Origin of the sequence: Conexibacter woesei DSM 14684 (genome assembly GCF_000025265.1) — a bacterium.
Taxonomy (GTDB): domain Bacteria; phylum Actinomycetota; class Thermoleophilia; order Solirubrobacterales; family Solirubrobacteraceae; genus Conexibacter; species Conexibacter woesei.
Window position 1 is genome coordinate 2274229 of sequence record NC_013739.1, and the last position, 19718, is coordinate 2293946.

The following is a 19718-nucleotide window of genomic DNA, read 5'->3' on the forward strand; positions in this document are numbered from 1 at the left end:
ATGGCCGGCGATCCGCTTGTCCTGACCGACGTCCGCGACGGCGTCGCGCTCGCGCGCATGAACCGCGCGGGCGAGCGCAACGTCCTCTCGCCCGAGCTGCGCGACGCGCTCGCCGGCGCGCTGGAGCAGGCGGACGCGGATCCGGCGGTCCGCTGCCACGTGGTCGCGGGCGGCGACGAGGTCTTCGCGGCCGGGGCCGACATCGCGACGATGGCCGTGCAGGATTTCCAGGATGCGATGCGCGCTGAGGGCGCGCGGCTGTGGCCGCGGTTGCGCGCGATCCGCAAGCCTGTCGTCGCGGCAGTCTCCGGCTACGCGCTCGGCGGCGGCTGCGAGCTCGCGCTCGCGGCCGACCTCGTCGTCGCCTCCGAGACGGCGGTCTTCTCGCAGCCCGAGGTCGGGCTCGGCATCGTGCCGGGCGGCGGCGGCACGCAGCGGCTTGCGCGCCTGCTCGGCCGTCAGCGCGCGATGGAGCTGGTGCTCACGGGCCGGCGCCTGACCGCGCACGAAGCCCGCGAGCTCGGCATCGTCAACGTCGTTGCGCCGGCCGGCGGCTGGCTCGACGCGGCGCACGAGCTGGCCGCGAAGGTCGCCCGCCGCTCCGGCTTTGCGACCGAGCTGGCCAAGCGGGCGGTGCTCGCCGCCGAGGAGACGACGCTGACCGCCGGCCTCGCCACGGAACGCGACCTCTTCGCGCTCGCGATGGCCGGAGACGACCGTGTCGAGGGCATGACGGCGTTCCTGGAGAGACGCAGGCCGGTCTTCCGCGGGCGGTGAGCGCCGGGGCGTGCGGATTCCAGGCGGTCATGCCGGCAGCTGCGCCTGGGAACCGCACCGGGCTGCCGGTAGGCTTGGAGCCGTGAGCCAGCCGGATTTCGACAGATCGACCGCGCTGCCTGAAGCGTTCGTGCGCGATCCGCTCGCCAATCCTGGTGCGATCGTGGCGGCCCGTCAGCGCTCGATGGCGGAGCGCCTCGAACTGGCGATCAGCTGGAACAAGGTCGCCTCAGAGCTTCGTGCCGGCATGATCCACGCGACCGAGCACGCCGCCTCCAGACGGTGACGTTCGACGCCAGCGAGCTGTTCCGCGCGCTCGCCCGCTATGAGGTCGCCTCATCACCGCTCACGGCCCCCTCGACGTCCTCACGCTCCCCGCTCACCTCGGCTCGTTCGCCGCGATGCGCGAGCGCGCCCACGAGGTCCCGCTCGGCGATGTCATCGTCCCCATCGCCCATCGGGACGACCTCATCACCCTCAAGCGCGCCGCCGGCCGCCCCCAAGATCTCGCCGACATCCGCCTCCTCGAATCGCTCGGCGATTGAAGCTGACCTCGTCCGCAGCCGAGGTTCCGCGGGCGGTGAGCGCCGGGGTCAGCGGCCGGAGGTCAGCGCCGCGTCCAGCTCGGCGAGGTGGTCGGCGACGGGGCCGGCGGTGAGGAAGCCGCTGCCGGCGCCTGCCAGCTCGGAGGCGGCGGGGGCGAGCGCGGTGCGGGTGCGCTCGCAGCGGGCGCGGTCGCCGAGTGCGAGCGCCGCCTGCGCGATCAGGCACCAGGTCGCCTCCAGCAGCAGGTCGGGCGGCGGCTCGGGCGCGGCCCGCAGCGCCCCGGCTGCGGCGTCGGCGTCGCCGTCGGCGAGCAGCACGAGCGGCCGTGCCCACGGCGTGTACGGTCCCCAGTCGAGCGAGGGGTCGGTCGGTGCGGGCTCGCGCCGGGAGACGCGCAGGCAGAGCAGCGCGAGCGCCGGCAGCCCGCGCGCCAACCCCGGCATCCCGGCGCCGTCGAGCTGGGCGGCTGCCGCACGGTAGGCGGCCTCGGCTGTGTCAGGGGACGGGGTGGAGGAGCCGTCTTCCGCCGGCGGGGTGCCGGTCGCCGCGAGACGGAGCGCGCGGTACCAGCCGGTGAACACGCGCGCGAGCGGGAGCTCGTGGCGGGTGGCGAGGCGGTCGACGGCGGCGGCGTGGCCGTCGGCCGCGGCGAAGTCGGCGAGCGCGCTGCGCGCCTGCAGCCGGATCAGGTGGCCGAGCAGCTCGTAGGTGACGAGGCCGTGGCGCTCGGCCAGCGCGAGCAGCTCGGCGCCGATCGCGTCGCGCTCCGGCGCCAGGCCCGCACGCTCGAAGCGCTGCATCCAGCGGCCGTTGAGCGCGAAGGCGAGCAGCGCGGGGTTGTCGAGCCGGCGCGCGATCGCCTCCGCTTCGCGTGCCGCGTGCGCAGGGCGCGGCGAGTCGCTGCCGCGCGACTCGAGCGCGATCGTCGCGAGCAGCCGTGCACGGGCGGCGGCGCTCTCCTCGTCGCGCGGGAGCCGCGCAAGCGTCCGCTCCGCCGCCGCTACGACCGTCGCCGCCTGCTCGGGGTCGTCGAGCCGGGTCCAGCTGGCGGGGACGTGGAAGGCGCCGATCACACGTGCCGTCAGCTGCGGGTCGCTCAGCTCCTCGGCCGCCGCCACCGCGGCGACGCGCTGCCGCCGCGCCGCCTGCAGGCCGTCGCCGCCGGTCACGGCGAGGTCGCGCAGCAGCCCGACCGTCGTCTCCAGCCGCGCCCGCGCGTCGGCCGCGGTGGCGCGGTCGTACGCGGCTGCCGCCTCCGCCCACACCTGGCTGACGGGGTCGTCGGCGGAGGCCGCGCGGCCCGTGCCCGACGCGACGCTTCCCGTCAGGTGCTCCGCCTGCACGAGGATGTCGTGCTCCAGGGCGCGCAGCGCCGGGCCCGGCTCGATCGCCAACTCCGCGACGAGCATCCTCCGCGCCCGCTGCAGCACGGCGAGCGCGTCGGCCTGGCGGCCGCTGCGATAGAGCGCGAGCGCGAGCAGCCGCCAGCCCTCTTCACGCCACGGGTGCTCGGCGACGTGGGCGTCGAGGTCGGGCACCGCCGCGGCCGCGCGCCCGAGCGCGAGCAGCGCCGCGGCCCGCCGCTCGACGGCGTGCAGGCGCAGCTCGGCGAGGCGCGCACGCTCGGTGCGCGCCCAGGGCGCATCGTCGAGTCCGGCGTAGGCGGGGCCGCGCCACCAGCGCAGCGCGTCCTCCAGCCGCGCCAGCTGCACGGCCGGATCGGCGTCGGCGACTGCCTGCAGGGCAGCCTCGAAGCGACGTGCGTCGACCGCGTCCGGGCCGGCCCGCAGCGCATAGCCCGGCCCCTCGGTGACGAGCAGTCTCGGCGCCGTGCGCGGTGCCCGCTGCGGCTCGATCGCCCGCCGCAGCGCGGACACGAACGTCCGCACGGCCCCGATCGCGCCCTCCGGCGGTTCGAGCCAGAGGTCGTCGACGAGGCGGTCCAGCGGCACGACGCGGCCGTCGGCGACGAGCAGCCGCGCCAGCACCGCGCGGTGGCGCGGCCCTCTCAGTGCGATCGCGGCGCCGTCGCGATCCCAGGCGACGATCGGGCCGAGCACTCCGAAGCTGACCTCCATCGACTGCACGGTAGACGGGCCGCTGATCGGATGCTCATCGCCGCACGCGAACCTGGGCTCTCCCCACCGAAAGGACCATCCGATGACCCCGACGATTCCGGGCTTCTCGAGCGAACGGGTGACCGTCGGCGACGGCGTCGCGCTGCACGCGGCGGTCGGCGGCAGCGGCGATCCGCTCGTGCTGCTGCACGGCTTCCCGCAGACGCACCTGATGTGGCGCCATGTCGCGGTCGACCTCGCCGCCGAGCGGACCGTCATCTGCCCCGACCTGCGCGGCTACGGCGCCAGCGACAAGCCGGCCGAGACCGCCGACGGCAGCGCCTACGCGAAGCGCACGATGGCCGCCGACGTCGTCGCGCTCGCCCGCGCTCTCGGCCACGAGCGGTTCGCGCTCGCCGGCCACGACCGCGGCGCCCTCGTCGCCTTCCGCGCCGGCCTCGACCACCCCGAGGCGATCACCCATCTCGCCTGTCTCGACGTGCTGCCGACGCTCGACATGTGGGACGTGCTGAGCGGCGTCCGGGCAGCGCCCGGCTTCCACCTCTACCTGATGGCGCAGCCTCCCGGCCTCCCCGAACGCATGATCGCCGCCAGCGCCGACGCGTTCTTCGGCTGGTTCCTCGACGCCTGGGGCGCGAGCGGCGAAGCGATCCCCGCCGACGTCCGCGCGGCTTACCTCGACGCATGCCGCGCCGCCGTCCCTTCGATCGTCGCCGACTACCGCGCCACGGCCGGGGTCGACGTCGCCCACGACCAGGCCGACCGCGACGCAGGCACGAGACTGACGATGCCGCTGACCGTCGTGCAGCAGGACTGGGGCGCTCTGCTCGGCTACGACGCGAAGGCGCTGTGGAGCGCCTGGGCCGACGACCTCAACCACGTCACCGCCGACGTCGGCCACTTCATGGCCGAGACAGCGCCCGCCCGGATCGCCGCGGAGCTGCGCGCGCTGCTGGCGCGGCGCAGCTCTCCGCCGCTCAGTCGCCTCTCGGGCAGCTGAGCGTGAGCGGCTCGCCGTCGGCCTCGGGCGTGCCGACGGTCATGCGCGTGAAGATCTCGCGCTGCAGGGTCGGGCAGGCGCGCAGGCGCCAGACGCGGACGGTGACTCTGGAGCGCGTGAATCTGCCGCCGGCGCAGTTGGGGTCGCAGGTGTTGACGACCGACGTGCCCTTGGCGACGCCCTCGGTCGCGTTCCATCTGCTCCATCTCAGCCCGGTCAGCGCGAAGTTCCCGTCGGCGCAGGCGATCACGAATCTGGACGGCTTGACCGCGGCTCTGCCCGCGCACGTCGGCAGCACCGGATGCGAGGGTCTGGCGGCGACCGCGCTCGGAGCGGTCACCGCGCCGAGCACCGCGACCGTGGCGACGGCGAGAGCAGCGGAGCGCAGAGCGCGGAGCGGTGAGTGGGGCATGTGGTTCTCCTCGGTGGAAGGTCCCCGGGACGGACGTCCGGGACGAATCCCTCCCTCTATCGGCGCGTGCCGCGCCCGGCTGTATCCCGCTCCATGCGGCGCGCGGCACGCCGATCGAGGATGCTGATGCGATGCGGCGCCCGAGGGCAACGATTGCCTACCTTCTCGACGGGATACGGGCCGCGTGCGAGCGGGTCCGGCACGCCGCGGTCGGGCGTGGGCTGCGCGGCTGCCGGCGCCGCCGGCAGCGCTGCGACGAGCACGGCGGCGGTCGCGATCGCGGCTCGCGCGCGCCGGCTCGGCTGGCGCCGCCGGCGCCTGGTCAGGTCGGTGTTGGTCATGTACCGACTCCGGCGCCGCGTCCCGTGGCGTTGCAGGTTTCTCGTCCCCGGTGCTCGCCACGAGGGCCACGCTCGGCGCCGCACCGCAACCTTGACTTTTGCTGCCCGGCGAGAGGAGAGTGGAGTGGCCGCCAACCCATGGAGGTCCCTCATGAGCAGTTCGGACCCGCGCACCGACGCCGCCACGGACGTGGCGGCGCTCGCCCAGCTCCTGCACGAGACGTCGGGGCGTCACGGCGCGTTCGAAGCGGTCGCCCCGCCGCACGACTGGTGGGACTGGTACGCCGCCTACATCGACGCCAGGAAGCGCGGGAGAGCGCCGGACGATGCCTCTGCGGCCGCCGGGCGCTACATGGCTGAGGTCAAGCACGTCGTGGTGCCGTCATGAGCGACGTCGAATCGAGCAGCGACCGCGCAACCGGCACGCCGTCGGTGAAGCCGGGGGAGGTGAAGCTCGAGGTCGTGGTGCTGCCGGTCTCCGACGTCGATCGGGCGAAGCGCTTCTACGAGTCGCTGGGATGGCGGCTCGACGCCGACCTCGCGGTCGAGGACGGCTATCGGGTGGTGCAGCTGACGCCTCCGGGCTCGGGCTGCTCGATCATCTTCGGCGAGGGCGTCTCGTCGGCGCCGCCGGGATCGGCGGAGGGTCTGCAGCTCTCGGTCTACGACATCGACGAAGCGCGTGCGGATCTGGTCGCGCGCGGGATCGACGTCAGCGAGACGTTCCACGACGCGACCGGGATCTTTCATCACGCGGGGAGCGCCGGGCGCGTGAGCGGCCCGGCTCCGGACCATGCCGACTACGGCTCGTTCGCCGCGTTCAGCGATCCGGACGGCAACGGCTGGCTGCTGCAGGAGATCAAGACGCGGCTGCCCGGCCGCTGAACGGCGCCCGCGCCCGGGAAGGAGTCTGCCGAGATGAGCAGCGACTATGACGTGATCGTGCTCGGCGCCGGTTCGCCGGGCGAGCATTGCGCGGGGGCGCTGGCGGAGGGCAGCCTGCGCGTGGCCGTCGTGGAGCGCGAGTTGGTCGGAGGGGAGTGCTCGTATTGGGCGTGCATCCCGTCGAAGACGCTGTTGCGGCCCGGCGAGGCGGTCCACGCGGCGCGCGAGGCGGCGGCGAGCGCCGAGGTCGACGTCGAGGCGGCGCTCGCGTGGCGTGACTTCATGGTCTCCGACCACTCCGACGTGGGGCAGGAGCGCTGGCTGGCGGACAACGGGATCGACCTGCTGCGTGGCAGCGGCCGGCTCGCCGGGCCGGGCGTCGTGGAGGTCGGCGGCGTGCGTCACACCGCCGACCACGTCGTGCTTGCGAACGGCGCCGATCCGATCGTGCCGCCGGTCCCGGGACTGCGCGAGCTCGACGGCGTCTGGACCAACCGCGAGGCGACGTCGATGACAGCCGTTCCGCGGCGCCTGCTGATCCTCGGCGGTGGGCCGGTCGGCGTGGAGATGGCGCAGGCCGTGCGCCGCCTCGGCGGCGAGGCGGCGATCGCCGACATGGCCGACCGGGTGCTCGCGCGGGAGCCGGCTGCGCTGGGCGAGGCGCTCGGCGACGTGCTCCGCGGCGAGGGCGTCGAGCTGGTCCTGTCCGCGAGCGCGACCGCTGCGCGGCGCGACGGCGAGGAGTACGTCCTCGCGTTCGACGACGGGCGCGAGCTGCGCGGCGACCGGCTGCTCGTCGCCACCGGACGGCGGCCGCGGACGCAGGGGATCGGCCTCGAGACCGTGGGCGTCGAGCCCGATGCTCGCGGCGTTCCCGTCGACGCCCACCTGCACGTGACGGACCGCCTGTGGGCGATCGGCGACGTCACCGGCCTGTTTCCGCTGACGCACGTCGGCAAGTACCAGGGCGACGTCGTCGCGGACAACATCCTCGGGCGACCGCGAAGAGCCGACTACGAGGCTGTCCCGCGCGTCGTCTACACCGACCCGCAGGCGGCTGCGGTCGGTGACGGCACCGGCGCCTTCAGCGCGACGGCCCGCGTGTCGGAGGTCGCGAAGACCGCGACCTACACGCGCGCGTACGCAGAGCAGAACGGCTTCCTGACGCTCGTCAGCGACGGCGAGCGGCTGACCGGCGCCTACGCGCTCGGCCCCGAGGCGGGAGAGTGGCTGCAGCAGGCGACGCTGGCGATCCGCGCCCGCGTCCCGCTCGACGTCATGGCCGACACGATCCAGCCGTTCCCGACGTTCTCGGAGATCTACGTCGCCGCGCTCAAGGCACTTCGTGCGCGCGGGCCTCGATCGCCTTGACCGTCTTTCTGAGCTCGCCTCCCAGGACGCGCTTGCCGGCGACGCTGAGCAGAAGTCCGAGCGCCCGGCCCTTGACGTTCTTGCCGTCGCGCACGACGACGACGTCGACCTCGGTCGTCCCGTCGGGTTGCCGCGTGAATGTGTAGGTGTGGCCGGAGCGGTCGCTCCAGATGTTGGAGTCGGTGGTCTTCATGACGACGCGGTTTGGATCGGACCAGTCGTAGTCGAGGCGCTCCCAGACGCCGCCGGAGCCCTCCGTGACGTCGGCATGACCGGGGCGCTGCTCGTGCACTCTGAGGTAGTCGTCGGCGCTGCGGCCGAAGATCTCCGAGCGCCCGGGCCCGAAGTCGGTGAGGGCGGCGACGAACTGCTCGGGCGTCGACGTGGTCGTCTCGTTGAGGTGGATCGTGGACATGCGTGCTCCTTGTTCGAGCGTCTGAGCTGAAGCTCCACTATGTGGAGCCGTTTACCCAGTCGTGCCGGCGGCGGCGCGCCCTCCTGATTCAGCGCGGCTCGGAGCCGATGGCGGCGTGCACCGAGCGCACGGCGCTGGCGCCTTCGCCCACCGCCGCCGCGACGCGCTTCATCGAGCCGGAGCGGACGTCGCCCGCGGCGAAGACGCCCGGGACGCTGCACTCGAACGGCAGCGGCAGGCGTCGCAGTGCCTGCCAGGCGTCGCCGAGATCCTCGGGGCTGAGCTGCGCGTCAGTCCGCAGGAAGCCGTCGTCGTCGGTCGCCAGTCCGGTGAGCCAGCCGGTTTCGGGGGCCGCGCCGATGAAGCAGAACAGCCCCGCACACGGCTGCGGCTCGTCGCGTCCGAGGCGGATCTCGCGCAGCCGCTCGTCGCCGCGGAGCTCAGCGACCTTGGTGCTGGTGCGAACGTCGATGCGCGCGTCGGCGAGGATGCGGTCGATCAGGTACGCCGACATGCTCCTGCCGATCTCCGGGCCGCGGATCGCGAGCGTGACCGCACATCCCTTCGAGGCCAGGAACAGCGCGGCTTGGCCGGCGGAGTTGGCGCCGCCGACGACGGTGACGGGCGCGCCCGCGCAGGCGCGTGCCTCGAGTTCGGTCGCGGCGAAGTAGATGCCGGCCCCGACGTAGTCGTCCCAGCGGTCGAGGTCGAGCGTGCGATAACGGGCGCCGGTGGCGATGATCGTCGCGCGAGTCGCGATCTGCGTGCCGTCGCTCAGCCTCATGTGCAGGCGGCGGTCGGAGCGGTCGAGTGCCGTGACAGTGCACGGCGCCGACAGGCGCGCACCGAACTTCAGCGCCTGGACGGCGGCGCGGCCGGTGAGGTCCGCGCCGCTCAACCCGGAGGGAAACCCGAGGTAGTTCTCGATGCGCGCGCTTGCGGCCGCCTGGCCACCGGGCCCCTGCCGATCGAGCAGGACGGTGTCGAGCCCTTCCGACGCGCCGTATACGGCGGCGGCGAGCCCCGCGGGTCCTGCGCCGACGACGACCAGGTCCACGGTTTCCGTCAGCTGCGCCGCCGCGTCGAGCCCGAGCGCGTGGGCGAGATCGCCCGGGGTCGCATTCGTGAGCAACGCCATCGGGAGGATCACGGCCGGGAGATCCTCGGGGCGGAGACCAGTCGCGCGGAGCAGCGCACTGCCATGGACCGAGTCCGGGTCGATCCACTCGTGCATGAGGGCGAGGCGTGCCGCGTACGTCCGCAGCGCAAGCGTCCCCTTGGCCCGCTCAGGGCCGACGATCGTGGTCGTGCGCCGCGCGGCGCTCCCGCTGAGCCTCGCTCGCCGAGCGATGAAGGCGCGCAGGAGGACGTCGGAGAGCTCGGGATCCTCGACCATGAGACGGCGCAATCCGTCCCCGCTCACGCGATGCGCGTGACCGCCTCGCGCGACACGGCCGATCAAGACCGGCGCCTCTCGGGTCAGCAGGCTCAGCTCGCCGACGATCTCGTCGGGACCGAAGCGGACGATCGGCTCCTCGGGCGCAGCACCGATCCCAGGTGCGATGACGTGCACCTCGCCCTCGTCGACGAGGAACAGGTCGTAGGAGGCGTCGCCCGGGCCGAACAGCCGCTGCCCGGCGGTGAGCGTCTCGGGCGACCCATACCTGCGCAGGCGCGCCGCATGCTCGGGACTCAGCCGCGGGCTGGCGGAATCGGCAATCACACACCAACCGTACGTGACGCCCCCGGCGCCGCCGGCTTCCGCTCTCCCGCCGCCCGCGGACTGGCGGGCGAGATCGTCGCCTCGGCAAGCTCATGCGCCGTCACCCCGAGCGGGTGGTGACAGGCGGCGAGGTGCCCGCCGGGATACTCGACCAGCGGGGGCACCACGGTCCGGCAGACATCGCTGGCCGCCGGACAGCGCGGGTGAAACGGGCAGCCCGCCGGCGGGTCGATCGGGTTCGGCGGCTCGCCCTCCACGACGGATCGCCGGCGCGCGCGGTTGACGCGCGGGTCGGGGATCGGGATCGCCGACAGCAGCGCCCGCGTGTACGGGTGGATCGGCCTGCTGTACAGCTCCTGCGCCGGCGACAGCTCGACGAGCTTGCCGAGGTACATCACCGCGACGCGGTCCGAGACGTGCCGCACGACGGAGAGGTCGTGCGCGACGAACATGTACGTCAGCCCCAGCTCCTCCTGCAGCTCGACGAGCAGGTTGACGATCTGCGCCTGGATCGAGACGTCGAGCGCGGACACCGGCTCGTCGAGCACGATCAGCCGCGGCGACATCGCCAGCGCCCGCGCGATCCCGATCCGCTGGCGCTGACCGCCCGAGAACTCGTGCGGGAAGCGGTTGGCGTGCTCGGGCCGCAGCCCGACGCGGCCCAGCAGCCGCTGCGTCTCGCGGCCCGCCTCAGCGCCCGTCACGCCGCGCAGCCGCAGCGGCGTCGCGAGGATCTGACCGACCCGCTTGCGCGGGTTGAGCGACGCGAACGGGTCTTGGAAGACGAGCTGCAGCTCGCGCCGCAGCGGCCGCAGCGCACGTCGGCTCGCGTCCGTGATGTCGACGCCGTCGAAGCGGATCCGGCCCGTCGTCGGGTCGAGCAGCCGCAGCACCGTGCGCGACAGCGTCGTCTTGCCGCAGCCGGACTCGCCGACGAGCCCGAGCGTCTCGCCCGCGTGCAGCGCGAACGTGACGTCGTCGACCGCGCGCACGTGGCCGGACGCCCGGCCGCTCAGCGCGCCGGAGCGGACCGGGAACCACTGCGTGACGTGCTCGACCTCGAGCAGCGGGGTTCCGCGCGCGACCTCCGGCCGCGCCGCGGCGTTCCCGGCGGCTGCGGCGCTCACGTGACCTTCTCCGTCACGCAGGCGAGCCCGATCTCGTCCGGCGCGACCTCGCGCAGCGCCCGCTTGTCCGCCACGTCGAGGCAGCAGCGGTCGGCATGGCCGGCGCCGCGGTCCTCCAGCGCCGGCAGGGTGTCGCACGCGCTCCTCGCGTGCGGGCAGCGCGCGCTGAAGGCGCACCCGCGCGGCGGGTCCAGCAGCGACGGTGGCAGGCCGGCGATCGAGGGCAGCCGTGCACCTGCGTCGCGGTCGACCCGCGGGATCGAGCCGAGCAGCCCCCACGTGTACGGGTGCTGGGGGTCGTAGAAGATCTCGTCGAGCGTCCCCTGCTCGACGATCCGCCCCGCGTACATGATCGCGACCCGGTCCGCGACGTCGGCGACGACGCCGAGGTCGTGCGTGACGAGGATCACCGCCGTGTCCGCCTCGGCCCGCAGGCGCCGGATCTCGTCGAGGATCTGCGCCTGGACTGTCACGTCGAGCGCCGTCGTCGGCTCGTCGGCGATCAGGATCGACGGCGAGCACGAGAGCGCCAGCGCGATCATCACGCGCTGGCGCATCCCGCCCGACAGCTCGTGCGGGTAGGCGCGCGCCCGCACCTGCGCGCGCGGGATCCCGACCCGCTCCATCAGCTCGACCGCCCGCGCGCGCGCCGCGGCACGACCGATCGCACGGTCGTGCGCGCGAATCTGCTCGGCGACCTGGTCCCCGACCCGCTGCACCGGGTTGAGCGACGTCATCGGGTCCTGGAAGACGAACGCGATCTCCGCCCCGCGGATCGTTCGCAGCTGGTTCTCAGAGGCCGACAGCAGCTCGAGGCCGCGGTACGTCGCGCTGCCCGTGAAGCGCGCGTTCGGCGAGCGGTTCAGGCCCAGCAACGCCATCGCCGTCACCGACTTGCCCGCGCCGGACTCGCCGACGAGCGCGAGCACCTCGCCCGCCGCGAGCGTCAGCGACACGCCGGCGACCGCGTGCACGACGCCGTCGTCGCCGTGGAAGTCGACCCGCAGGTCTGCGACCGTCAACAGCGGCACGCTCATGACACCACCCGCACACGTGGGTCGAGCAGCGCGTAGACGACGTCGACGAGCGTGTTCAGGAACACGATCAGGAACGCCCCCAGCAGCGTCACGGCGAGCACCGGCGGGACGTCGAAGCGGCCGATCGCCTGCGCGAAGTACTGGCCGACGCCCTGGAGATCGAAGACCGTCTCCGTCAGCACGGCGCCGCCGCCGATCACCACGCCGAGGTCGAGGCCCCACAGCGTGATGACCGGGATCAGCGCGTTGCGCAGCACGTGGGCGAACAGCACGCGCCGCTCGGAGATGCCCTTGGCGCGCGCGGTGCGAACGTAGTCGTCGTCGATCGTGTCGAGCACGCTGGAGCGCAGCACGCGCGAGTAGACGCCGACGTAGAGGATCGCGAGCGCGACCCACGGCAGCACGAGGTGGTAAGCCCACTGGCCGATCCCACCGGCTGCGATCTCGCTGTAGCCGCCGTTGGGGAACCAGCCGAGCTTGTAGCCGAGGAAGTAGCTCATCAGCGCGCCGAGCAGGAAGACCGGCATCGAGACGCCGACGAGCGCCAGCACGGTCAGCAGCCGATCGCTGATCCGCCCTGCCCGCACGGCGCTGTAGAGGCCGAGCGCGACGCCCAGCACGATCCACAGGATCGCCGCGCCGAGCGCGAGTGACAGCGTGCGTGGCAGGCCCTTGCCGATCTCCTCGAGCACGTTCGTCTGGTCGGTGTAGGAGACGAGGCTGCCCGAAAGGACCTGTCTCATCATGATCAGGTACTGCTCGGGCAGCGGTGCGTCGAAGTGCCAGGTCTCGCGGATCTGCTCGACCTGCAGCGGCGTCGCGTTCTTGCCGGCCATCCGCACCGCGGGGTCGCCCGCGGGGATCACCTGGAAGATCACGAACACGAGCACCGAGACGGCGAACATCACCAACGCCATTCCGAGCGCGCGGCGGAGCAGGAAGCGAGCCATCTCAGTGCTCCAGGCGGATCTTCGCCCGCGGGTCGAGCGCGTCGCGCACGCCTTCGCCGAAGACGTTGAGCGAGAGCACCGTCAGCACGAGCATCAGCCCGGGTGCGATCGTCAGCCAGGGCGCGGTCGTGAGCAGCTCGACGCCCTCGGCCATCATCCGGCCCCACGACGCGTTCGGCGGCTGCACGCCGGCCCCGAGGAACGACAGCCCCGCCTCCAGCAGCACCGCGTTGGCGACCAGCAGCGGGAAGAAGACGATCAGCGTCGTGACGAGGTTCGGCAGCAGCTCCCCGGCCATGATCCGCCACGGTCCGAGCCCCTGCGCGCGCGCCGCCTCGACGAACTCCTGCTCGCGCAGCGCCAGCACGCGGCCGCGGATCGGGCGGCCGAGATAGACGACGTAGGAGACGCCGATCACGAGCGTCGGGATCCACAGCGACCCGGCGCCGATTCGCAGCGGCCCGAGCGCGATCCCGCCGAGGTTGAGCGAGACGCCGAGCGCGACGCCCAGCAGCACGACGGGGAGCGCCCACATGACGTCGAAGCAGCGTGCGATGAGCGCATCGGTCCAACCGCCGAAGTAGCCGGCGACGAGCCCGACGACGGTCGCCAGCACGAGCGTGAAGAGCGCGGCGCCGAAGGCGACCAGCAGCGATGTGCGGCCGCCGTAGAGCAGCCGCACCATCACGTCGCGGCCGTTGCGGTCGGCGCCGAGCATGAAGCGCGAGGACCACGTCGGGCCGAGCGGCGTGCCGTCGAGCCCGACGACGTTCGTGCGCTTGCCGTCGACCATGACCGTGTCGGCGATGTGGTTCCGCTCCGCCGTCGTCTGCGCGATCCTGCTGGCGTACAGCGGCGCGCACAGCGAGACGGCGACGAGCGCGAGGAACAGCGCACCGAAGGCGAGCGCGACGCGGTTGCGCCGCAGCCGCCGCAACGCGTGGCGGCCCGGCCCCGGTTCGATGGCGGAGCCCGTCATGGCGCTCTGAACGTCAGCAGCGAGAGGTCGCCGGAGAACACGGGATGGTCGATGAACGAGTCGAAGTCGACGCGCTCGGAGACCAGCTTCGCCAGCTCGAAGTTGCCGAGCGGCACGAGGTCGGCGTCCTCCACCAGCAGCCGGTCGATCTGCGCGTAGTCGGGCGCGGCTCTGGCGAGGTCGGGCATCGCGTCGGCGCGGTCGGCGAGCGCGTTGATCCGCGGGTTGTCGACGTTGCCCCAGTTGAGGCTGTTGGTCGGCTGGATTCCGTTGCCGGTGACGAGCGACATCAGGTTCGAGGGATGTGGGAAGTCCGAGACGACCTGGCCGAAGCCGGCCTGCGCACGCGTCTTCTCGTTGCCAACCGTCTGGCGGTAGGTCGAGGCGTCGACGAGCTTCGGCGTCGCGTCGAGGCCGATCGCGTTGAACGCGTCCGCGAGGTACTGCGTGACCGGCGCCGCGACGGCGTCGTTGCTGCCCCAGACGGTGACCGCGGCGCCGTCGGCGCCGGCCTCCCTGATCAGCGCCTTCGCGCGCTCGACGTCGGGCGCGCCGTCCGGGTCGCCGTATGGACAGGGGTCGAGCCGCTCGTAGCCCTGCATGTTCGGCGGCAGGAAGTTGCACGTCGTTCTCAGCAGGCCGCCGAACAGGCGGACGACCGCGCGCCGGTCGACGGCGTACGCGACCGCCTTGCGCACGCGTTCGTCGTCGAACGGCGCGACGCGGTGGTTGAGGAAGACGTACGCGAGCGAGTTGAGCACGAACGGCTCGAACCGCCCCTTCGCACGCTGCTCGACGAGCGTCATCTGGTCCGGCGGCGGCGGGCTCTGGACCCAGTCGACCTTGTTGTCGATCACGTCCTCGATCTGGCGGTGCTGGTTGGTGACGACCTTCACCTCGACGCGGTCGAGCTTCGCGACCGGGACGCCGGGCAGGCCGCGGAACGATCTGTCGCGCACGAGCGTCAAGCTGCGGTTGGGAACCGACGAGGCGACCTTGAACGCGCCGATGCCGGGCGGCGGGTCGCTGGTCGCGTTCTCGAACGGCGTCGTGCTCGGCACCAGCGCGGCGAACGGCAGCGCGAGCGCGTCCGCGAACGAGCCGACCGATCGTGTCAAGCGGATCGTGATCGCGCCGCCGGCGTCGTCGGTCTCGATGCCGGAGATGTCGCCGTCGGGCTTGCGCGCCTTCAGGTACTCGGGCGCACCGGCGATCGGCAGGTAGGCCCAGCTGCCGCCTGAGCCGAGGTTGAGCACGCGCTTGATGGCGTGCTCGAAGTCGGACGCTCTCGCGGGCGTTCCGTCCGAGTAGCGCAGGCCTCTTCGCAGTCGCAGTCTGTATGTCTTGCCGTCGGGCGAGATGCGCGGCAGCGACTCCGCCAGGCCGGGGATCAGCTCGGTGCCGGCGAGGCCGGCCTCGTGGCGGTAGGTGAGCAGCGGCGTGTACGTCGTCCACAGCGCCGTCCAACCGCGCGCCGTGTATGTCAGCGCCGGGTCGACGAAGTCGGGACTGGCGGCGAAGTACGCCGTCAGCGTGCGCGAACGGTCGTCCGCGCTGCCGGAGCTGTCGCTCGACCCGCAGGCCGTGAGTGCGGCGGCGCAAGCGCAGGCGATCGCCGCGAGCGAGCGCGCGCCGGCGTCGGCGCGACGTGGCTTCTTCAAGACTCTCTCCTCCTACGGATGGGACCGACGCGGATGAATATAGTGACAAGAACGTACATATGCAATGGAAATCGGCGTAGGATTCCTTCATGACATTCTTATTAGTCGCACCAGGTGGTCGGGCCGGGGGGAGTGCGTGCAGATGAGCGCGGCGCGCGTCGTACAGACGGTCGGCGGCCCGGTCGCGCCCGAGGCGCTGGGCCTGACGGCGATGCACGAGCACGTGCTGCTCTCGAACGGCGACGGGCTGCGGCGGCTGCACCTGCGCGCGCGGCCCGCGGGGCCGTTCGAGAGCGACGTCTGGCACGAACCGCTCTCGCTCGCGCAGCGCAGCCGGTTGCAGTACGAGCCGAGCGCCCTGCGCGCGAACCTCACGCTCGACGACGACGAGCTGATGCTCGCCGAGCTGAGGGACTTCGCCGCCGCCGGTGGCCGCGCGCTCGTCGACGTCGGCGGGATCGGGATCCGCGGCGACGCCGAGCGGGTCGCCGCGCTCGCGGCCGCGTCAGGTGTGCGGATCGTCATGTCGACCGGCTGGTACGTCTCGCATTTCTGGCCGGCCGAGCAGCTGAGCTGGTCCGTCGAGCAGCACGCCGAGCTGATGGTGCGCGAGCTGCGCGAGGGGATCGACGGGACGACGGTGCGCGCCGGCCACATCAAGTGCGGCGTCGACCGGCTGGACGAGCCGGAGCGGCGCGTGCTGGTCGCGGCTGCCGCCGCGTCGCAGGCGACCGGCGCGGCCGTGACGGTCCATCCCGGCTTCGGCGTCGGCAGCGACGGCCGCCGGATCGTGCGGCTGCTGCGCGCGGCGGGGCTCGACCCCGAGCGGCTCGTGATCGCGCATGCCGACGCGTTCCTGTCCGAGCCCGACGTGCGCCGGCTGCTGCACGACGCGTCCGCCTGGCGGCTCCAGCTCGACTACCACCGCGAGCTGCTCGCGCAGGGCGTGACGCTGTCGTTCGACTGCTTCGGCCACGCCTGGTCGCGTCCTGAGGCCGGCGTGATGGAGGAGAGCGACTGGAAGCGGCTGGCCGGCATCGTGTCGCTCGTGCGCGAGGGGGACGGCGACCGGCTCGTGCTCGGGACCGACACCTTCCTGCCGATGCTGACGCGGCGCGGTGGCGGCCACGGCTACCGCCACCTGTGCGCGTTCGTGCTGCCGCGACTGCGGGAGGCCGGGGTGTCGGACTGGGACCTGGAGCAGATGACGGTCGTGACGCCGCAACGACTGCTGGCGATCCCGTTCTTTGACTAAAACCGTTGCAAATTCTGAGATCTACAACTATTCTCGTCCTACAATGACGATATCTACTGCGCAATACGTAGAAGACGGCCGGCCGGATCTGCTGACGCGCGTCGATGGGCGCCTGGCGATCGAGGGGCTGCGCGCCGACGAGCTCGTCGCGCGCTTCGGGTCGCCGCTGTTCGTCGTCTCGGAGCCGGCGCTGCGCGCCCGCGCGCGGCGCGTTCAGGCGGCCTTCGCCGCCGCCTGGCCGGAGGGCCCGGTCGTCGTGCTGCCCGCGGTCAAGGCGAGCACCGTCGTCGCACTGCATCGCGTGCTCGCGCAGGAGGGCTGCGGCGCCGACCTCTACGGCGGTGCCGAGCTGGAGATCGCCGTGCGGGCCGGCACCGACCCGGACCGCATCTCCGTCAACGGCACGGCGAAGGACCGCCCGACGATCGAGCGCGCGATCGCGCTCGGCGCGCGCATCACGATCGACGACGTGCACGAGGTCGAGATCGCGCGCGACGCCGCGCGCGCTCTCGGCCGGCCGGCGCGGCTGCGCGTGCGGCTGCGCCCGGAGATCCTGCTCGACGCGCCGTCGGACGGCAACGCGATGATCGCGGCGACGGATGGCTCGGTGCTGCGGATCAAGGACGCCTACGGCCGCTACAAGCCGGGCGTCCCCTTCGACGACATGGCGCGGATCGGCCGCTCCCTCGACGCGCCCGAGATCGAGATGATCGGCGTCCACATGCACTTCCCTCGCCACACGACCGACCTCGGCGTGATCGGCCACGTCGCCGATCGCTACGCCGCGCTGATCGCCGAGCTGTCCGAGCTGTGGGACGGCTGGACGCCGCGGCAGATCGACGTCGGCGGCGGCTTCGCGCCGCCCGGCGACCCGTTCGGCCGCCGCAATCCGAGCTTCGCGCACCGCACGCCGCCGCCGATCGAGGCGTACGCCTCGACGATCGCCGAGCACCTGCGCACGGGGCTCGCGCGACACGGGATCGACACGGCCGGCCGCCAGCTCGAAGTCGAGCCGGGCCGCTCGCTGTTCGGCCCCGTCGGCGTCCACCTCGCGACCGTGCTGAACGTCAAGCGCCAGACGCGACCGTTCCCGCACGCCTGGGTCGAGACCGACACGACGCAGCACTTCCTCCCCGGCGTCGGGCAGGAGTGGGACGACTTCCCCGTCGCGTTCGACCGCGTCGCGGGCGACGGCGAGCTGACTGCTGACGTCGTCGGCCGCTCCTGCATGGGGGACGTGCTCGCGTCCGACGCGCCGGTGCCGGCCCCCGTGCGCGGCGACGTGCTCGCGTTCGCCAGCACCGGCGCCTACCAGGAGACGTCGGCCAGCAACTTCAACGCCCTGCCGCGACCCGCGACCGTGCTCGTCGACAGCGGGCAGGCCCACCTCGTGCGGCGCGCGGAGACGGTCGACGACGTGCTGGGGCGTGACGCGCTGCCCGCCCACCTCGCAGCGGAGGCGGCGCGATGAGCCCACCGCTGCTCGACCACGCCGGCCTCACCTGCCGTGACCTCGACAGCTCGCTGCGCTTCTACTGCGAGCTGCTCGGGATGCCGCTGCTGGAGCGCGGCGAGGGCGTCGGCGCGGCCGCCGGGATCCCCGGCGCGAAGCTCGCGTTCGCCTTCCTCGACGCCGGCGAGGGCCGCGTGCTGGAGCTGCTGGAGTACCGCGACCCGCACACCGCCGGGACGGCCCCGCGGGTCGAGGCCGCCGGCGCGACGCACGTCGCGCTGCGCGTCGCCGATCTCGACGGGCTGCTCGAACGGCTCGCGACGGCCGGCTTCAGACCGCTGACGGCGGAGCCCGTGACGGTCGCGGGCGACGGCGCGTCGACGGGCACGCGGCTCGTCTACGTGCCCGATCCGGACGGCCGCGTCGTCGAGCTGGTGCAGCCGGCGAGCGGAGAGGAGGCATCGTGAGCGTGAGCGCCTTCGACGACCCGGCGACGCTCGCCCGCTACGCCGACCTCGTCGTCGGCTTCGCCGCCAACGTGCAGGACGGCCAGCTCGTCGAGATCGCCTCCGAGACGGGCAAGGAGGCGCTGACGCGCGCGCTCGCCGCGAGCGCCTACCAGCACGGCGCGAGCTACGTCGACGCGACGTACTTCGACCCGTACGTCAAACGCGCCCGCCTGCTGCACGCAGGCGAGCAGACGCTCGACGAGCTGCCCGCCCTGCTCGGTGAGCGGGTGCTGGCGCTCGGCGAGGCGCGTGCCGCGCGGATCGCGCTCGCCGGCCCGGTCGCACCGGACCTGCTCGACGGCGTCGACCCGCGACGCACGGGCCGCGACCGGCTGCCGCGCCTGCCGGAGGACCGTCAGCTGATCGACGCGTGCACGACGAACTGGACCGTCGTCCCGTGCCCGACGCGCGAGTGGGCGCAGCTCGTCCACCCCGAGCTCGACGCGGACGCGGCCTGGGCTCGGCTGTGCGACCAGATCGTCCACGTCCTGCGGCTCGACGCGCCAGATCCGACGGCCGCCTGGCGTGAGCGCCAGGCGCAGCTCGCCGCGGTCAGCACGCGGCTGACCGCACGCCGCTTCGACGCCGTCCACTTCAGCGGTCCCGGCACCGACCTGCGCGTCGGGCTGCTGCCGCGCTCGCCGTGGCTGACGGTCGCGTTCGAGACCGTCGACGGGATCGCGCACCTGCCGAACCTGCCGAGCGAGGAGGTCTACGCGACGCCCGACCCGGCACGGGTCGAGGGCGTCGTGCGCGCGACGAAGCCGCTCATGCTCGACGGCACCGCGGTGGAGGGATTGGAGCTGGAGTTCCGCGACGGCCGCGCCGTGCGCGTCGACGCCGAGCGGGGCGCCGAGCTGGTGCGCGCGCAGGTCGCGCGCGACGAGGGCGCCGCGCGTCTCGGCGAGGTCGCGCTCGTGGACGGCGACGGCCGCGTCGGCGCGCTCGAGACGGTCTTCCTGGAGATCCTGCTGGACGAGAACGCCGCCAGCCACGTCGCGCTCGGCGCCGCCTACAGCGTCGCCGTCGCGGCGGCGGACGCCGGCCGCGAGAACAGCTCGGCGATCCACCTCGACGTCGTGATCGGCGGCCCCGCGGTCGACGTCGACGGCGTCGAGCCCGGCGGCGCGCGCGTGCCGCTGCTGCGCGCCGGCGCCTGGGCGCTGTGAGCCGGACCGAGAACTTGAACGAACGGAGTC

21 protein-coding genes are annotated in these 19718 nt (G+C 73.3%); 11 read left to right on the forward strand and 10 right to left on the reverse strand.

Going from position 1 to position 19718, the window contains the following annotated elements; all coding sequences use genetic code 11:
- The 3 genes from CWOE_RS10780 (at nucleotide 1) to CWOE_RS33440 (ending at nucleotide 1322) form a co-directional block, all read left to right on the forward strand.
- Nucleotides 1-777, forward strand: coding sequence for an enoyl-CoA hydratase/isomerase family protein (locus CWOE_RS10780; RefSeq protein ID WP_012933638.1), 777 nt, complete (start codon nucleotides 1-3; stop codon nucleotides 775-777).
- A gap of 82 nt (nucleotides 778-859) precedes the next feature.
- Entirely contained in the window at nucleotides 860-1063 is a 204-nt protein-coding gene (locus CWOE_RS10785) for a hypothetical protein (RefSeq protein WP_012933639.1), read from the forward strand.
- 115 nt (nucleotides 1064-1178) lie between these two features.
- Complete coding sequence (locus CWOE_RS33440; RefSeq protein ID WP_012933640.1) at nucleotides 1179-1322, forward strand: hypothetical protein; 144 nt, start codon at nucleotides 1179-1181, stop codon at nucleotides 1320-1322.
- A 48-nt stretch (nucleotides 1323-1370) separates the two neighbouring features.
- Here the strand turns inward: CWOE_RS33440 and CWOE_RS10790 are convergent, their stop codons facing one another.
- The gene (locus CWOE_RS10790; RefSeq protein WP_012933641.1) at nucleotides 1371-3401 is read right to left on the reverse strand and encodes an AfsR/SARP family transcriptional regulator; all 2031 of its coding nucleotides are present in this window, start codon (nucleotides 3399-3401) and stop codon (nucleotides 1371-1373) included.
- 82 nt (nucleotides 3402-3483) lie between these two features.
- On the opposite strand from CWOE_RS10790, the gene CWOE_RS10795 reads away from it, so the two are divergent.
- Nucleotides 3484-4401 carry an alpha/beta fold hydrolase gene (locus CWOE_RS10795; protein ID WP_012933642.1) on the forward strand — a complete coding sequence of 306 codons (918 nt, stop codon included), beginning with the start codon at nucleotides 3484-3486 and terminating at the stop codon, nucleotides 4399-4401.
- On the opposite strand, the gene CWOE_RS10800 is transcribed toward CWOE_RS10795, so the two are convergent.
- Both CWOE_RS10800 and CWOE_RS10805 read right to left on the reverse strand, forming a co-directional pair.
- Nucleotides 4379-4813: a hypothetical protein gene (locus tag CWOE_RS10800; RefSeq protein ID WP_012933643.1), complete on the reverse strand. Its 435-nt coding sequence runs from the start codon at nucleotides 4811-4813 to the stop codon at nucleotides 4379-4381. The genes CWOE_RS10795 and CWOE_RS10800 overlap by 23 nt on opposite strands.
- 56 nt (nucleotides 4814-4869) lie before the next feature.
- Complete coding sequence (locus CWOE_RS10805; protein ID WP_041730372.1) at nucleotides 4870-5154, reverse strand: hypothetical protein; 285 nt, start codon at nucleotides 5152-5154, stop codon at nucleotides 4870-4872.
- A gap of 151 nt (nucleotides 5155-5305) precedes the next feature.
- Between CWOE_RS10805 and CWOE_RS10810 the strand changes: the two genes are divergently transcribed.
- The 3 genes from CWOE_RS10810 to CWOE_RS10820 are packed head-to-tail and all read left to right on the forward strand — an operon-like array spanning nucleotide 5306 to nucleotide 7410.
- The gene (locus tag CWOE_RS10810) at nucleotides 5306-5542 is read left to right on the forward strand and encodes a hypothetical protein (RefSeq protein WP_012933644.1); all 237 of its coding nucleotides are present in this window, start codon (nucleotides 5306-5308) and stop codon (nucleotides 5540-5542) included.
- The gene (locus CWOE_RS10815) at nucleotides 5539-6039 is read left to right on the forward strand and encodes a VOC family protein (protein WP_012933645.1); all 501 of its coding nucleotides are present in this window, start codon (nucleotides 5539-5541) and stop codon (nucleotides 6037-6039) included. Before CWOE_RS10810 ends, CWOE_RS10815 begins: the two co-directional genes overlap by 4 nt.
- Nucleotides 6040-6072: 33 nt before the next feature.
- The gene (locus CWOE_RS10820) at nucleotides 6073-7410 is read left to right on the forward strand and encodes a dihydrolipoyl dehydrogenase family protein (RefSeq protein WP_012933646.1); all 1338 of its coding nucleotides are present in this window, start codon (nucleotides 6073-6075) and stop codon (nucleotides 7408-7410) included.
- On the opposite strand, the gene CWOE_RS10825 is transcribed toward CWOE_RS10820, so the two are convergent.
- The 7 genes from CWOE_RS10825 to CWOE_RS10855 form a co-directional block, all read right to left on the reverse strand.
- Nucleotides 7373-7825, reverse strand: a complete 453-nt coding sequence (locus tag CWOE_RS10825) for a hypothetical protein (RefSeq protein ID WP_012933647.1) — start codon at nucleotides 7823-7825, stop codon at nucleotides 7373-7375. The two genes, CWOE_RS10820 and CWOE_RS10825, sit on opposite strands and share 38 nt — an antisense overlap.
- Nucleotides 7826-7913: 88 nt before the next feature.
- Entirely contained in the window at nucleotides 7914-9548 is a 1635-nt protein-coding gene (locus CWOE_RS10830; protein WP_012933648.1) for an FAD-dependent oxidoreductase, read from the reverse strand.
- Nucleotides 9545-10675, reverse strand: coding sequence for an ABC transporter ATP-binding protein (locus tag CWOE_RS10835; RefSeq protein ID WP_012933649.1), 1131 nt, complete (start codon nucleotides 10673-10675; stop codon nucleotides 9545-9547). The genes CWOE_RS10830 and CWOE_RS10835 overlap by 4 nt, the downstream gene beginning before the upstream one ends.
- Nucleotides 10672-11712: an ABC transporter ATP-binding protein gene (locus CWOE_RS10840; RefSeq protein ID WP_012933650.1), complete on the reverse strand. Its 1041-nt coding sequence runs from the start codon at nucleotides 11710-11712 to the stop codon at nucleotides 10672-10674. The genes CWOE_RS10835 and CWOE_RS10840 overlap by 4 nt, the downstream gene beginning before the upstream one ends.
- Nucleotides 11709-12662 (reverse strand): ABC transporter permease, encoded by a 954-nt coding sequence (locus tag CWOE_RS10845; RefSeq protein WP_012933651.1) that lies wholly within the window; start codon nucleotides 12660-12662, stop codon nucleotides 11709-11711. Before CWOE_RS10845 ends, CWOE_RS10840 begins: the two co-directional genes overlap by 4 nt.
- A gap of 1 nt (nucleotide 12663) precedes the next feature.
- Nucleotides 12664-13641 (reverse strand): ABC transporter permease, encoded by a 978-nt coding sequence (locus CWOE_RS10850; protein WP_012933652.1) that lies wholly within the window; start codon nucleotides 13639-13641, stop codon nucleotides 12664-12666.
- Nucleotides 13638-15302 carry an ABC transporter substrate-binding protein gene (locus CWOE_RS10855; protein WP_012933653.1) on the reverse strand — a complete coding sequence of 555 codons (1665 nt, stop codon included), beginning with the start codon at nucleotides 15300-15302 and terminating at the stop codon, nucleotides 13638-13640. The genes CWOE_RS10850 and CWOE_RS10855 overlap by 4 nt, the downstream gene beginning before the upstream one ends.
- Nucleotides 15303-15444: 142 nt before the next feature.
- On the opposite strand from CWOE_RS10855, the gene CWOE_RS10860 reads away from it, so the two are divergent.
- Genes CWOE_RS10860 through CWOE_RS10875 form a run of 4 tightly spaced genes read left to right on the forward strand, consistent with a single transcriptional unit; the run spans nucleotide 15445 to nucleotide 19688 of the window.
- Complete coding sequence (locus CWOE_RS10860; protein ID WP_012933654.1) at nucleotides 15445-16557, forward strand: phosphotriesterase family protein; 1113 nt, start codon at nucleotides 15445-15447, stop codon at nucleotides 16555-16557.
- 43 nt (nucleotides 16558-16600) lie between these two features.
- Nucleotides 16601-18028 (forward strand): diaminopimelate decarboxylase family protein, encoded by a 1428-nt coding sequence (locus tag CWOE_RS10865; RefSeq protein ID WP_012933655.1) that lies wholly within the window; start codon nucleotides 16601-16603, stop codon nucleotides 18026-18028.
- A complete protein-coding gene (locus CWOE_RS10870) occupies nucleotides 18025-18477 on the forward strand; it encodes a VOC family protein (RefSeq protein WP_012933656.1) in 453 nt (150 codons plus the stop codon). Before CWOE_RS10865 ends, CWOE_RS10870 begins: the two co-directional genes overlap by 4 nt.
- Complete coding sequence (locus tag CWOE_RS10875; RefSeq protein WP_012933657.1) at nucleotides 18474-19688, forward strand: aminopeptidase; 1215 nt, start codon at nucleotides 18474-18476, stop codon at nucleotides 19686-19688. Before CWOE_RS10870 ends, CWOE_RS10875 begins: the two co-directional genes overlap by 4 nt.
- Nucleotides 19689-19718 lie beyond the last annotated feature (30 nt).

Excerpts from the sequence above, each read along its gene's own strand:
- CWOE_RS10780 (WP_012933638.1), top strand. The coding sequence starts at position 1 with ATGGCCGGCGATCCGCTTGTCCTGACCGACGTCCGCGACGGCGTCGCG.
- CWOE_RS33440 (WP_012933640.1), top strand. The coding sequence starts at position 1,179 with ATGCGCGAGCGCGCCCACGAGGTCCCGCTCGGCGATGTCATCGTCCCC.
- CWOE_RS10790 (WP_012933641.1), bottom strand. The coding sequence starts at position 3,401 with ATGGAGGTCAGCTTCGGAGTGCTCGGCCCGATCGTCGCCTGGGATCGC.
- CWOE_RS10795 (WP_012933642.1), top strand. The coding sequence starts at position 3,484 with ATGACCCCGACGATTCCGGGCTTCTCGAGCGAACGGGTGACCGTCGGC.
- CWOE_RS10800 (WP_012933643.1), bottom strand. The coding sequence starts at position 4,813 with ATGCCCCACTCACCGCTCCGCGCTCTGCGCTCCGCTGCTCTCGCCGTC.
- CWOE_RS10805 (WP_041730372.1), bottom strand. The coding sequence starts at position 5,154 with ATGACCAACACCGACCTGACCAGGCGCCGGCGGCGCCAGCCGAGCCGG.
- CWOE_RS10810 (WP_012933644.1), top strand. The coding sequence starts at position 5,306 with ATGAGCAGTTCGGACCCGCGCACCGACGCCGCCACGGACGTGGCGGCG.
- CWOE_RS10815 (WP_012933645.1), top strand. The coding sequence starts at position 5,539 with ATGAGCGACGTCGAATCGAGCAGCGACCGCGCAACCGGCACGCCGTCG.
- CWOE_RS10820 (WP_012933646.1), top strand. The coding sequence starts at position 6,073 with ATGAGCAGCGACTATGACGTGATCGTGCTCGGCGCCGGTTCGCCGGGC.
- CWOE_RS10825 (WP_012933647.1), bottom strand. The coding sequence starts at position 7,825 with ATGTCCACGATCCACCTCAACGAGACGACCACGTCGACGCCCGAGCAG.
- CWOE_RS10840 (WP_012933650.1), bottom strand. The coding sequence starts at position 11,712 with ATGAGCGTGCCGCTGTTGACGGTCGCAGACCTGCGGGTCGACTTCCAC.
- CWOE_RS10845 (WP_012933651.1), bottom strand. The coding sequence starts at position 12,662 with ATGGCTCGCTTCCTGCTCCGCCGCGCGCTCGGAATGGCGTTGGTGATG.
- CWOE_RS10850 (WP_012933652.1), bottom strand. The coding sequence starts at position 13,641 with ATGACGGGCTCCGCCATCGAACCGGGGCCGGGCCGCCACGCGTTGCGG.
- CWOE_RS10860 (WP_012933654.1), top strand. The coding sequence starts at position 15,445 with ATGAGCGCGGCGCGCGTCGTACAGACGGTCGGCGGCCCGGTCGCGCCC.
- CWOE_RS10865 (WP_012933655.1), top strand. The coding sequence starts at position 16,601 with ATGACGATATCTACTGCGCAATACGTAGAAGACGGCCGGCCGGATCTG.
- CWOE_RS10870 (WP_012933656.1), top strand. The coding sequence starts at position 18,025 with ATGAGCCCACCGCTGCTCGACCACGCCGGCCTCACCTGCCGTGACCTC.